Origin of the sequence: Legionella nautarum (assembly GCF_001467895.1) — a bacterium.
GTDB lineage: Bacteria > Pseudomonadota > Gammaproteobacteria > Legionellales > Legionellaceae > Tatlockia > Tatlockia nautarum.
The window spans coordinates 1,058,603-1,072,043 of record NZ_LNYO01000013.1; the positions used below are offsets into that span (position 1 = coordinate 1,058,603).

A 13,441-nucleotide genomic window follows, 5' to 3' on the forward strand; every position below is an offset into this window, starting at 1 on the left:
TTGCAAATTGACAAGCTAAGAGGTTTTTTTTATTGTAATTAATAAGTTAAGTTGTATTTGCCAATAATTTGTCCCATTGTTTATTTTTTGTTAACATACAGGAAATTATTTTGCCAACATGATTATGCGTAGTTTGTATGTAACCCTATTGCTATTCCTTTTCAGCCCATCATTTAGTATGGCTCCTAAGCTGAATTGGGATAAAGCGGTTGATAACGCAATTATAAAATATGGTTTACGGACTGAACCTGAGCTAATACGCTTTTTTTCCAATGCGCATGTCGCTTACCCTCCCAGAGAAGTTGCTCTTTTAGCATTCAAAAAAGAAAGACATGTCGAATTGTGGGCTAAAAATGAAAATCAAAACTGGCGTTTTATACATACATATCCACTAACCGCCTTCAGCGGCCGCTTAGGTCCAAAATTGAAAGAAAGAGATGGGCAAATCCCTGAAGGAATTTATCGACTTACAACTTTCAATCCCTTTAGCAGCATGCATTTATCCATGATGATTAACTATCCCAATAATTATGATCGCCTACAAGCAATTAAAGATGGTCGCAGAAGACTGGGTAATAATATCTTTCTCCATGGCAAATCGGTATCTGTTGGCTGCTTAGCAGTTGGAGATCGGGCTATTGATCAACTTTTCTTACTCTCTCGTCGAGTTGGATTAAATCATGTTAGAGTCATTATTGCACCGAATGACTTACGTAAAGGGAAGCCTGCAACCTCTACCTTTGCTCAACCCCGTTGGCTGCCTGAGCTCTATAAACAGATTACTACCGCATTACATCAATTCCCACATCGAATTGTTTGAGATCAAACGTGAGGCCAAACCTGCTCCCATGCTGAGGTAACCCCACGAAATGAGTATTTAAGGAATTTGTATTAAGTTTATTCCATTCAGCCTACAACTCAACTACTCATGTTCGGGAGCTACAACAAAGATTCCTGGTGCATTGCGCAGATATTCATTGTAATCCATGCCATAACCGAAAATATAATGATCATCCACTTGCAAACCGACAAAGTCCGCATTTTTTAAACCATTAGGTACACGTTTGTGATGTTTATCCACTAAGACCGCACAGTAAACTTCTTTAGCGCCCAGTGACTTAACTTCTTCGATAATAGCCGCCAGAGTAACTCCTCCATCTAAGATATCATCAATGACTAAAACGGTTCTATCGGTTAAATCGAGACTCGGTTTGACTTTCCAAAATAATTCGCCACCCCTAATATCGCCACGATACCGAGTAGCATGAACATAATCAACCTCCAAGGGAAAATCTAAACGAGGCAGCAAATTTCCCATAGGAACCAACCCACCAATCATTACACAAAGTAACACAGGATTTTTATCGTTCAACACCTCATGGATATTAATTGCCATCCTATCTAAGGCAGCCTCTACTTCTTTCGTAGTAAATAAACAGCTCGATTTTTCATATACTTCTTTAATCTTAACTGGAATAGACATCAGAGTTCCTAATTGTTTTTTATTGTAAATGGACTAGTCTTTGCGCTTAGAGGGGACAGGAAATACACTGACCTTGCTATCATCTTTTGATTTTTCTCGGACTTTTGCCACACCCTGCTTGCTGACTTCATCGATGCGAAAAACAGAATGCATAGGGATATAAGTACGTTTAATATTGTTAAACTCTACTTTTAAACGTTCTTCTGAGGGGTCAACAACGACAGAGCTGTTCTCTCCAAAAACAAAACTTTCAACCTCAAGAAAACCAAAAATCTCACTTTCACAAACCTTACGAGCATAAATTTCATAAATTGCTTCTTGATTTGCAAAAGTAATACGAAATAACGTTTCTTGTGCCATAGAGATAAACCTAAAAATAAAATCAAAGGCTATTATAGCGAAACTTAATAAGATTCTTCAAACTTGTTTTCACTTGAGTGACCTACAGTAATTAAATTTTCTAAAAAATGTAGTTGGACCAAGACCCAATCTACATTTAATCAACAATGGTAATATTTAACCAGGATTATACTGACGGCAACAATGCTCTTTTTCTTTCCCATACCTCTTCCTCAGCCTGCGAGTGGAGCAAATCCGGGTGGGCTTCTTGATGTTTTTGCACCACCAGACAATAAAAACCAACAGGACAAGGGGAAATCATTTTTCCTAATTCATTTAAAATTTCAAAATTATGCAACCATCTGGCGGTTGTTACTGGAGGAATATAATAAAAAGAAGATAAATTACATAGAACATAGCCTCGATGTAACATAGCTCGTTTTACAGTTAGAACCGACATTGGTTTTCCCGTTAACGCGCCAAAAATCGAAAATTGTTTTAGCCTGGTTAATAATCCCCAGAGACTTAAGGGATTAATCCCAAAAAAAATCACATAGCCCATGGGCTTTAAAACTCTATCAATTTCATCAAGTGGATTTTTTTGATGAGTAAAGGCTTCCATAACCAAGGGAGCAACTAGGCAGTCAACACTATTTCTATCAATTGGCAACTGAGTAAATGAACTAATCAAAGTACTTGAGGAACTTATAAACGGTGATGCATACCATTTATGGCAATAGTGAAGCTTGTGCAGCCAAGGATTCTCACCATAATTACCAAGTTGCAGCAAGGTATCCCCGTATAGAATTTCACTTAAATGCGCCAGTTCGACTGTAAAAAAATCGCCTATATCCATACCTTGGGGCGAGAGGAACCATTGCTCAAGAGCACGAAATCTAGTTTTCTGAGCATCAAAAGACAAAATGGGCGTCCCGTAACTTAAATTTCATTTTGTACCATAGAGTTAGGGTGTGCAGCAAGGGGCGTCGTTGATTAGAGTATTTTTAACTTTTCCATTAAAATTTTGCGTGCAGTTTCACTCTTTTTTCTCTATAGTTAGCACCGGATTAAAAAGTTAATTATGGATATGACAACAGCAATCGAACATCGCCTACAAGGAATTGCTCAATTAATTGTACAAAAGAATCTCTTTTCTAAAAGTAAAATTGTTGAGTATCAAAATCTTGCTTTGGCTAATAAACAGAGCCTTTTGAATTATTTAGTGACTCATCATTTAGCTACGGGATCCATACTAGCTCAAATGGTGGCAGAGCATTTTAATTTACCTTTTATTGATTTAGATCATATTGATATTGATGCTGTTCCTTTAAATTTAATCAATGAATCCCTAGTCTATCAATTTAAGGTCCTACCCATTTTCGTCCGTACCGAATATCTGTTTTTAGCGACGGATGATCCAAGTCAGCAAGCAATATTTAAAGAAATTCAATTTCAAACACGTTTCCCTATCAAACTTGTCGTTGTTGAAACTGATAAGCTGCAAAAACTCATTGATGAAGTACTCAATAAAAAAGAAAATCAATATTTATTGAATTGTTTAAATCAACCGATTGAATTAGAAAATCCCGACCCAGTCAGTATTGATCTTAACAAGTCTGATGAGGTACCAATAGTTAAATTTGTTAATCAAATCTTACTAGCGGCCATTAAAAATGGGGCATCGGATATACATTTTGAGCCCTATGAGAAAACCTATCGGATTCGCTACCGTTTAGACGGATTATTAACCGAAATAGCAACTCCACCGATTTGTTCATCGAGTCAAATTGGTGCCCGGATTAAAGTTTTAGCCAATCTTGATATTTCTGAGCGGCGTATACCCCAAGATGGACATTTTCAAATGAAGTTAGCTTCTAATTATGTTGTTGATTTTAGAGTCAGTACCTGCCCTACGATTGGCGGTGAAAAGTTAGTAGTACGTATCATTAATACCGCTTCAATTCGCCTGAGCATTGACTCTTTAGGATTAAATAAGCTGCAAACAGAACGTTTTCTTACAGCCCTGGGAAAACCACAGGGATTGATTTTGGTCACCGGTCCAACAGGCAGTGGTAAAACCTTATCGCTTTATACGGCGTTGACCCTTCTGAATTCTAAAGAAAAAAATATCTCTACGGTTGAAGATCCTGTTGAGATAAAACTGCCCGGTATTAATCAAGTCAATGTTAACCAGAAATCGGGCCTTAACTTTGCGACTGTTTTACGTTCTTTACTACGCCAAGATCCTGATATTATGATGATTGGTGAAATTCGTGACCTAGAAACTGCAGAAATTGCCATTAAAGCCGCACAAACTGGCCACTTAGTTCTTTCGACCTTACATACTAATAGTGCGGCAGAAACATTAACGCGCTTAGTTAATATTGGTATCCCTGCATTCAATATTGCCAATTCAGCCATTTTATTAGTTGCGCAACGCTTAGCAAGGCGCTTATGTGAATATTGCAAAATTAGACGAAATGATTTGTCTCAGCAACATTTAAAAACAATCGGTTTTTGTGGCAGTGAAGCGCTCAATTTATATCAAGCAAAAGGTTGCCAGTATTGCACGAATGGCTTTCGTGGTCGTTTAGGTTTATTTGAACTATTACCCCTATCCAAAAAGATCAGTGAACAAATCATGAATGGAGCAAGTTCTCTTGAAATTCAAAGGCTAGCCCAAGCGGAAGGAATGATAACTATTTATCAGTCTGGCCTTGAAAAAGTTAAACAAGGATTAACAACGCTTGAAGAACTTAATCGGGTAGCTAATCATGATGAATAATACTAAGCATCGCTATTACTGGGTAGGGACTAATTCTCTAGGAGAAAAAACACAAGGGCATATTGATACAACAAGTCTTGCGTTGGCAAAAAATGAGCTTCACAAACAAGGTATTACTAGTCAAAAAATTAAGAAATACAGACTTCGTTTCAAGAAAAAAATCACTCAAACCGAAATCGCTATTTTTTGCCGTCAAATGGGAACACTCCTTAAAGCAGGCATACCATTGATTCAATCTTTTGATATTCTAGCTAAAAGTCAAACGCAGCTTAAGCTGAAATGGCTGATTGAAGACCTTAAAAAACAAGTTGAAAACGGTTATCCCTTTTGTGAAGCCTTAGGAAAATATCCAGTATTTAATGAATTGATGTGTAACCTAATTTCTGTTGGGGAAAAAACAGGCAAGCTCGATCATATGCTTGAAGTAGTCTCAACCTATAAAGAAAAAATAGAAAAAATAAAGAAAAAAATAAAACAAGCAATGATTTACCCTACAGTTGTTTTCTTGGTTGCCTCTCTCGTGAGCTTTTTACTTTTAGTTTTTGTTGTTCCCCAATTTGAGTCTTTATTTAAAAATTTTGGTGCTACACTTCCCCTGCTCACTAGTCTTGTTATTCAATTTTCTACTATTTTTAGAACCTATGGCATCTTTTCTTTAGTCATAATCTTTTGCTTAGGCTACTGTCTTATTCAATTTAGAAAACGCTTTTTATGGCTTAATCAACCGATTGATAACATACTCTTAAAACTTCCTCTCTTTGGTGCTATTTTTAGTAAAGCGATTATCGCGCGCTTTTCCCGCACTTTAGCAATCAGCTTTGCAGCAGGTTTTCCTCTGGTTAAAGCTTTAGATGCAGCAGGCGAAGTGACCGCAAATAGAGCCTATATGAAAGCAATTGATAAAGTTAGGGAACAGGTTTATACAGGTCAACAAATGCATCTAGCCATGAAAAATACTAGTTTATTTCCTAATTTAGTATTGCAGATGGTAGCTATTGGTGAAGAATCTGGTGCACTTGAATCAATGCTCAACAAAATAGCTAATTTTTATGAAGAGGAGGTCAATAATTCGGTGGATACTTTATCTAACTTGCTAGAACCTCTTATTATGACAATATTAGGTCTAATCATTGGTACCTTAGTGATTGCTATGTACCTTCCTATTTTTAAACTTGGTTCAGTGGTCTAAATCTATGATGTGTCAATTTGAGATTATTAATCTACCGGCGGCTTACATTCTCATCGGCCTGTTTGCGCTTGCTATTGGCAGCCTGTTGAATGTCATTATTTATCGTTTACCTATCATGCTGCTGGAGGATTGGAATAAAGAAGCTCGTCATTTAACAAACTCAACAACTAAAATTAATTTATTTTTCCCGCGCTCCTTTTGCCCGAAATGTAAAACAACTATTCCAGCAAAATTCAATATACCAATTTTGAGCTATTGCTTGCTGCGCGGTCGTTGTAGGCAATGTAAACAGCCTATTTCTTTGCGTTATCCTCTAGTTGAATTACTGAGTTGCTTACTCGCTTTATTGGCAGTTTGGCATTTTGGTTTTAACCTCAGCTTGCTATTTGCATTACTGTATATTTGGATTCTTATCGCCCTATGTTTTATCGATTTAGAGCACCAACTGTTGCCAGACAGCCTAACCTTAGGCTTATTATGGCTTGGGCTCATCGCCAACAACCAAGCACTATTCACAACACTGAATGATGCGGTGCTGAGTGCTGCGGTTGGTTATCTTACTTTGTGGTTTTTTATCAAATTATTTTACTTATTCACTGGTAAAATTGGCATGGGGAATGGTGATTTTAAATTATTTGCTGCTTTTGGCGCTTGGTTTGGATGGACTCAATTACCGCTAATCTTATTATTGTCCTCGCTAACTGGAGCAATCATTGGCCTTATTTATCTCAAAACACGAAGCAAGACAAGAGATACTCCTATTCCCTTTGGTCCATTCCTTTGCTTTGCAGGCATTGTAGCTCTTTTCTGGGGAAAAACGATTATCGATTGGTATTTAAGTCTATGGTTTTATTAACTCTTTGTTTTGGATAATGAATTTGCCATGCCAAAGTCCAACCTTTAATCCTTAACTCTGCTAGACTCATTAAAGGGAAGAAAGGAAGAAGGTAAACAATGAGTATTGTTAAAATTTACTTATTAATCTCCTCTTTAATACTTATTTCAGCAGCTAATTCGGCGCTCTATCCGGGTGAACGGCTAATGAACGCAGCAAATGCACAAACGCTGGTTTATTTTTCCAAAGGAAACCCATCCAAACCGTTGGTCATTTTTATTCCTGGTGACTCTCATCTTGCACGGATTTCTTACGGCTATCAAAATGGTAAAAAACAGGACTTCTTAGATTACTGGTTAACTAAGAAAGGGTATTCATTCCTTGCTGTTTCCTATCCGTTAGAAAATTCTGTTTACTCAAAAGTCTATCCTAATTTTTCAATTCAAGATTGGGGTGAGCAAATTGTAGACGTTGCTCAAAAAATCATTAAGGAAAATCAATTAAGCAACAGTATCATCATCCTAGGATGGAGTATGGGCGGCTCAATTGAGCAAACTGTCGCAGCAGCAGCCAAAGAACGTGGACTCAAACTGGAATTGTTTATTGGTTTAGCTGCCGTTCCACCTCTTCCCTATGTAATGCAATCGGGTCCCTATGAAACTAAGACCATGAGAGCAAATCATTTAGCCGATCGCACAGCTTTGTTTCCTGTCTTTACTCAGCTCCTTGATGAGCAAGATCGTTATAATCAGCATACTATTATTCCTCAGTCTATTTATTTATCCCAATTTGTAGGTCATATACCAGCAGCTATTGCGGCCGAGGGTTATAGTTACCAAAATGGCCAGCTTATAAAAAATGTGCAACAAACACTAAAAGATGGCGGTGTTTTTAATTTTGCTAACACACCTTGGATTGCACTCATTGAAGATGATTCACCCACCACAGCCAAAATATCCCTTATTGATCCGGCAGCTTGGGATTTTATAAGAACAGAGATGATTTATAACCATTATCTTAAAGGCAATGATTTAAATAAGTTAACGCCAGAACAATGGTCTAGATTAGCCCATTTGATTGATGAGACACCGGATTATTTAAAACTAAACGTCCATGGTAACCATTTTTTCTTTGTTGGTGAAAAAGGAGCCTCAGCAACCGCCGATAAAATAGAAGAGTTGGAATCCAGAGTTAAAAAAATCAGCGGGCAAATTGAAAATATTACTTCTGATCCTTTTAGGACAAAAATTACGAATTAATGAAACTCTTAAGCATTCTTCCTACGCTTCGTCAGAGCAGAAAAAAACTCTGGTTTATTCAAACCAATTTCCGCAAAAATTTGAGGTACTTTATCCCAGCTATTCTCTTGCTCGATGCTTTCAACAACCAATTCAAAGCCTTTATCTTTATCCGCAGTGACACCCCAGCCATTGATATAGCAAAGACCACGTAAACGTCTTGCTTCAGCATGATCAAGCTTTTCAGCGGATTGTAAATAAACCAAAGCTTCTTCGAAAAGTTGATTAGCTTGACGCTCATTACTAGAACTTGCAAAAAGTCCTTCTTGCTGCAATTGATCACGAAACTTGGCTTCTTCTAACAAGTTTTTACCAATTTGATATTGTGCATTTGCATCCTCTATAGCTGCCGCAGCACGTAAGCAAGCACATGACATTATAGAGGCATAAGGATAAGACTTATGGCCAACCAATGATTTATAAATGCCCGCCAATTCATGATAAAGACCTATTTCTTTAGCGATTACCTCATCCTTTGGTTGATTGTGAACACGATTGTGTTGCATCGATTTGATTTTTTTAGTCAACCTTTTAATTTTAAAACGCTTCGGAAACATAAAAACTCCTTTAGATAGTCGGGGGAGCAACCAACCATTCAACTAAGGTAACAGCTACTAAAACCAGAATAATAAGCAAGAATATTTTAAGCCCAAATCCAAGTGTTTCTTGCACATCTCTTTTTATTTCTGTACGCCATTCTTCGTTGTGCTCATTTAAATGATAAATCTCATTATCAATATGATTAGATGAGTATTGGGATATCAGACCGGTGATAATAGCTGGAACAATAAAAGTGAGAAAAACCATCCAAGCAGAACCTGATTCACTAAAATTGTAAGATTCTTTATACCATTCTCGCAAACTGAGAACGAATTCAGGAACGTCATAATTCCAGCTCCATAAAAGATAAGGCAAGATGTAAAAACCAAATGCAAATAAACTTAAACAGGCCAGTAAACAAACAAGACCTAAAATAAAAAGCTTACTATTTTGCTGAAACCGATCTTGTTCCATATCAATTTTATCCTGGATTAATTACTGCAAAGCCCTTAAATCCCACTCGGCTTGGAACACTCGTAAGTGCATTTATATCTATTTGATTAAAGATAGATATTAAAAACAAACATCTTTTTATTCTATATAATCAACATAGCAGAAGCTATTAGACTTGCCAAGTGATGCTAGGACTATCTTTTTGGCATTCATAACTAGAATTAATTTAAAAAATAAAGAATTTATTTAACGCCTAGCAGCTTGGGCATTAATCCATTAAAATTTTAGTAAGAATCAACGTTTTTAAGAGGCTCTTGAATGCAACGAAATGTTTTCATGATTTCAGATGGTACGGGGATTACTGCTGAAAATCTTGGTAATAGTTTGATTACTCAATTTGAAAGTATTCAGTTTGATAAACTTACCCTTCCTTATATTGATACCATTGAAAAAGCCGAGGCTACGGTGAAGCGCATCAATGCTTGTTATGAAGAAACAGGAATAAAACCACTCATTTTTATGACCTTAATTAATCCAGACATCGCTCATACAATTAATCAAGCTAAAGCGCATGTTTTTGACCTTTTTAATGTGTTTTTAGGTCCTTTAGAAATCGAACTTAATGCTAAATCATCTTACACAGTAGGAAAAACTCATGGTGTCGCCAATCAACAAACTTATACACACCGTATAGAAGCAGTTGACTATGCTATGTCGCATGATGATGGCGTTAACATTCGTGGTTATGAAAAAGCAGATATTATTTTAATTGGCGTCTCACGTTGTGGAAAAACACCAAGCTGTTTATATATGGCTCTACATTTTGGCGTGCTTGCCGCCAACTATCCTTTTACAGATGAAGATCTAAAAAGTTTCCGTTTACCTGATATCTTAAAACCTTATAAAAGCAAGTTGTTTGGATTAACTATAGATGCTGAGCGATTACAACATATTCGGACCGAACGTCGGCCTAACAGTAAATATTCTTCTATGGAACAATGTCGGCTTGAAGTATCCGAAGTGGAAGCCATGTATAAATGTGAGCATATTCCTTATCTGAATTCAACAAGGTATTCTATCGAGGAAATTGCTACAAAGATCTTGTCCACCGCAGGAATTAGAAGAAAATTTTAGAATGGATTTGTTATCCTAACCAGGGAGAGAGGGATGATCGAGGATAAAGAATATCAACAAACTAGAAACTACCTCAAACATTGGAATCAGCAACTCAACGATTTGATTCTAGAGGAAAATTCTAATTTAATGCATAGCTATCATTGCTATTATGCTCAGCAACCTGAATTCCTCCGTCAATTACGAAATTTTTCCCATCAAGTCGCTACTCAACTTGAACCTTTGGTGATGGAAAATAATCTTGATGCCAATCTCCCAAAAGTTGAGCATTATGATGCAATTGGTGAACCTGACGATCGAGTGATTCATCATCCCTCCTATATTGCTGCTGGAGATATCATTTATGGCTCTGACCTCATGCATTATCTTCTTAAACCAGGACAGATGCTAAAAACATTGAGCCTATTTATTCTTTCATCGCATGCTGGCGAAGCAGGACATAACTGCCCTATTGCCTGTTCTGCGGGTCTAATTCGCATTTTAAAAAATCATTGTGAATCAGAACAAAATACTTCATTTTATTTGGATAAATTAACACAGCCTTCTTTCAACAATAATTATACTGGCGCTCAATTTTTGACAGAAATACAAGGCGGCTCTGACGTAGGCGCTAATGCAACGCAGGCTTACCAAGATAAACATCAACAATGGCGAATTCACGGCGAAAAATGGTTTTGCTCCAATGCAAATGCTGATTTAATTCTAGCAACAGCTCGTTATGATCAATCGCTGAGTGGCACAAAAGGATTAGGGCTTTTCCTGATCCCTAAGCGCCTATCCAATGGCAAGCCTAATCATTACCACTTAAGACGTTTAAAGCAAAAAATAGGTACTCGCTCCATGGCAACCGCAGAAATTGAGTTTCATGATGCGCTTGCCTATCCGGTAGGAGAACTGGATCAAGGAATCCATCTTGCTTTAGAAAATGTTTTACATCTATCCCGCATTTTTAATGCCTTCTCCGTCTTAGGTATGGCTCGACGCGCTTATCAAATAGCTTATTATTACGCTCATAATCGTCTAGCGTTTCATCACAAAATTATTGATTATCCGCTTGTGAAAGAAACTCTGGCACAGATCGAAGCAGAAAATACAGCCATGATCGCTAGTATTTTTTATATGGCAGCTTGTCAAGATAAGCTTGATGCACTTCCATACAAAGATCAGCCCAAAGCAAAACAGCTGCTTATGCGCACCTTAGCCAATTTAAATAAATACTTTACCGCTAAACGCTCTGTAGAAAACATTCATCATTGTCTAGATATTTTAGCCGGCAATGGTACCATCGAAACCTTTTCATCCTTGCCGCGCTTACTCAGAGATTGCATTGTTTGCGAAAATTGGGAAGGCACACATTTTACTTTATGGATGCAAACTTTAAGAGATATAGAGAAATTTCAGGTTGATGAATTGTTTCTTGAGCATTTGGAGCAATTAATGGATAAGCTCGATGATCGTTTTCAAGAAAAATCACGCATGAAAGAAAAAATTAAGGAACTCAACGACGCAATAAAAAGCATGAAGGAAGCACATGCCGCTGAGCAGACCTTAAGAATTAAAGGTATTGTGGAGCAAATGGCTGTAATTCATGCGGTGCTGGCCTTGGCTTTAGAAATCCAAACAGAGAAGCCACCGAAAACCAAAGAAGCTGCCTTGACTTTATTCATCAACCGCTATTTTCATAAAAACGATCAGCAGGATGATAATTATTTATCACTGTTAAATGAGGTTTTAGGGAAAAGTTAAGAGATTTCGCGCATAAGCCAGCGTTATTGCAAAGTTAAACCCTTTTGCTGCCTCCCGCGACTTGTTCGCGGGAGGGAGAGATCTCAATATGAAAAAAGATCGCTTGGATACCGCGGACAAGCCGCGGTACGTAGGCAAGAGAATCCCTAGACAACACGTGGATCCTTTTAGCACGTAGGCTCAACCTACCTTTCCTTCATCCCAAAGAGCCATAAAATCAACGACAGACATGGCCGATAAAGAATTGGTATCACTCATCGCTTCAATAATTTCATCCACTCGCTCAGAGTTATATCTTGTCGCTAAATTACGTTTAAACTTTTCAAGCAGCACGGGTATTCCTTCTTCGCGACGGCGCTTGTGACCAATTGGGTACTCCACAGTGACTAAATTGGATTGGCTGCCATCTTTGAAAACCAACTTAATACTATTCGCAATAGAACGTTTGTCTGGATCATGATAATCGCGCGAAAATTGCGGATTTTCACTGACATACATTTTTTCACGAAGCTGGTCGATGCGTGGATCAGAAGCCGCTTCATCTTCATAATGCTCAGCACGTAAATCACCATGTATGAGCCCTATGGCAACCATATACTGCAAGCAATGGTCGCGATCAGCCGGATTATGCAGTGCACCTTGCTTACTAATGATGCGAATAGCTGATTCATGGGTTACCAAGTCAATTCGGGCAATGTCATCAAAACGCTCTTGAACCAGTGGATGTAAGGAAACTGCGCATTCAACCGCTGTTTGAGCATGGAATTCCGCTGGGAAAGACAATTTAAAGAGCACATTTTCCATGACATAACTACCGTAAGACCTTTGGAATTTAAACGCTTTTCCGCCAAAGAGTACATCATAAAACCCCCATTTCGGAGCGCTTAAGGCAGAGGGATACCCCATCTCGCCGGCTGCTGCAATGAGGGCTAAGCGTACGGCCCGAGAGGTTGCATCACCTGCAGCCCAGGATTTACGAGATCCTGCATTAGGGGCATGACGATAGGTTCTCAAGCTTTGTCCATCCACAAATACTTGAGACAAGGTTCGGAGCATCATATCTCTATCAGCTCCAAGTAAAGAAGCAGCAACGGCAGCACTTGCTACTTTCACTAAAATGACATGATCCAAGCCAACGCGGTTAAAACTGTTTTCAAGGGCTAAACAGCCTTGAATTTCATGTGCTTTAATCATCGCGGTTAGAACTTCCTGCATAGTAATTGCTGGCTTTTCTTCTTTTAAATTTTTACGGCTCATATAATCAGCTACAGCTAAAATTGCCCCTAAATTATCAGAAGGATGCCCCCATTCTGCAGCTAACCAAGTATCATTAAAATCAAGCCATCTAATCATAGTACCTATATTAAAGGCCGCTTGTACCGGATCAAGCTCATAATCTGTGCCTGGAACTCGCGCGCCGCCTGCTAAGGTTGCGCCTGGAACTATCGGCCCTAATAGTTTGGTGCACTCAGGAAAATTGAGAGCTAACATTCCACATCCCAGAGTATCCATTAAACATAGTCTTGCTGTTTCATAAGCGTCGGCACTGGTTATTTCTGTATTTAAAACATAATCGGCAATGCCCGCTATGACTGGGTCATAATCCGGCTTAACATTGTCTTCTACAAAAGAATGCATA

Annotated in this window: 13 protein-coding genes; 7 read left to right on the forward strand and 6 right to left on the reverse strand. The window is 38.1% G+C overall.

Going from position 1 to position 13,441, the window contains the following annotated elements:
• Positions 1 to 124: 124 nt before the first annotated feature.
• A complete protein-coding gene (locus tag Lnau_RS08095) occupies positions 125 to 820 on the forward strand; it encodes a L,D-transpeptidase family protein (RefSeq protein ID WP_242601688.1) in 696 nt (231 codons plus the stop codon).
• Between the two features lie 102 nt (positions 821 to 922).
• Here the strand turns inward: Lnau_RS08095 and Lnau_RS08100 are convergent, their stop codons facing one another.
• The 3 genes from Lnau_RS08100 to Lnau_RS08110 form a co-directional block, all read right to left on the reverse strand.
• On the reverse strand, positions 923 to 1,483 hold the full coding sequence (locus Lnau_RS08100; RefSeq protein ID WP_058504612.1) for a hypoxanthine-guanine phosphoribosyltransferase: 561 nt from the start codon (positions 1,481 to 1,483) through the stop codon (positions 923 to 925).
• Positions 1,484 to 1,516: 33 nt separating this feature from the next.
• Positions 1,517 to 1,843, reverse strand: a complete 327-nt coding sequence (locus Lnau_RS08105; protein ID WP_058504613.1) for a DUF1820 family protein — start codon at positions 1,841 to 1,843, stop codon at positions 1,517 to 1,519.
• Positions 1,844 to 2,009: 166 nt separating this feature from the next.
• Positions 2,010 to 2,744, reverse strand: a complete 735-nt coding sequence (locus tag Lnau_RS08110; protein WP_058504614.1) for a class I SAM-dependent methyltransferase — start codon at positions 2,742 to 2,744, stop codon at positions 2,010 to 2,012.
• Between the two features lie 159 nt (positions 2,745 to 2,903).
• On the opposite strand from Lnau_RS08110, the gene pilB reads away from it, so the two are divergent.
• The 4 genes from pilB (at position 2,904) to Lnau_RS08130 (ending at position 7,890) form a co-directional block, all read left to right on the forward strand.
• Positions 2,904 to 4,607, forward strand: coding sequence for a type IV-A pilus assembly ATPase PilB (pilB, locus tag Lnau_RS08115; RefSeq protein WP_058504615.1), 1,704 nt, complete (start codon positions 2,904 to 2,906; stop codon positions 4,605 to 4,607).
• On the forward strand, positions 4,597 to 5,796 hold the full coding sequence (locus Lnau_RS08120; RefSeq protein WP_058504616.1) for a type II secretion system F family protein: 1,200 nt from the start codon (positions 4,597 to 4,599) through the stop codon (positions 5,794 to 5,796). Before pilB ends, Lnau_RS08120 begins: the two co-directional genes overlap by 11 nt.
• Positions 5,797 to 5,803: 7 nt before the next feature.
• Positions 5,804 to 6,652, forward strand: a complete 849-nt coding sequence (locus Lnau_RS08125) for a prepilin peptidase (protein ID WP_058504617.1) — start codon at positions 5,804 to 5,806, stop codon at positions 6,650 to 6,652.
• A gap of 98 nt (positions 6,653 to 6,750) precedes the next feature.
• Positions 6,751 to 7,890, forward strand: coding sequence for an alpha/beta hydrolase family protein (locus tag Lnau_RS08130; RefSeq protein WP_058504618.1), 1,140 nt, complete (start codon positions 6,751 to 6,753; stop codon positions 7,888 to 7,890).
• Positions 7,891 to 7,898: 8 nt separating this feature from the next.
• Here Lnau_RS08130 and Lnau_RS08135 read toward each other — a convergent pair whose 3' ends face one another.
• Both Lnau_RS08135 and Lnau_RS08140 read right to left on the reverse strand, forming a co-directional pair.
• Positions 7,899 to 8,486 (reverse strand): hypothetical protein, encoded by a 588-nt coding sequence (locus Lnau_RS08135; protein ID WP_058504619.1) that lies wholly within the window; start codon positions 8,484 to 8,486, stop codon positions 7,899 to 7,901.
• Between the two features lie 10 nt (positions 8,487 to 8,496).
• Positions 8,497 to 8,943 carry a hypothetical protein gene (locus tag Lnau_RS08140; RefSeq protein ID WP_058504620.1) on the reverse strand — a complete coding sequence of 149 codons (447 nt, stop codon included), beginning with the start codon at positions 8,941 to 8,943 and terminating at the stop codon, positions 8,497 to 8,499.
• A gap of 297 nt (positions 8,944 to 9,240) precedes the next feature.
• On the opposite strand from Lnau_RS08140, the gene ppsR reads away from it, so the two are divergent.
• Positions 9,241 to 10,056 (forward strand): posphoenolpyruvate synthetase regulatory kinase/phosphorylase PpsR, encoded by an 816-nt coding sequence (gene ppsR / locus Lnau_RS08145; RefSeq protein ID WP_058504621.1) that lies wholly within the window; start codon positions 9,241 to 9,243, stop codon positions 10,054 to 10,056.
• Positions 10,057 to 10,089: 33 nt separating this feature from the next.
• Complete coding sequence (locus tag Lnau_RS08150) at positions 10,090 to 11,802, forward strand: acyl-CoA dehydrogenase family protein (protein WP_058504622.1); 1,713 nt, start codon at positions 10,090 to 10,092, stop codon at positions 11,800 to 11,802.
• A 180-nt stretch (positions 11,803 to 11,982) separates the two neighbouring features.
• On the opposite strand, the gene Lnau_RS08155 is transcribed toward Lnau_RS08150, so the two are convergent.
• Positions 11,983 to 13,440 (reverse strand): bifunctional 2-methylcitrate dehydratase/aconitate hydratase, encoded by a 1,458-nt coding sequence (locus tag Lnau_RS08155; RefSeq protein ID WP_058504623.1) that lies wholly within the window; start codon positions 13,438 to 13,440, stop codon positions 11,983 to 11,985.
• Position 13,441 lies beyond the last annotated feature (1 nt).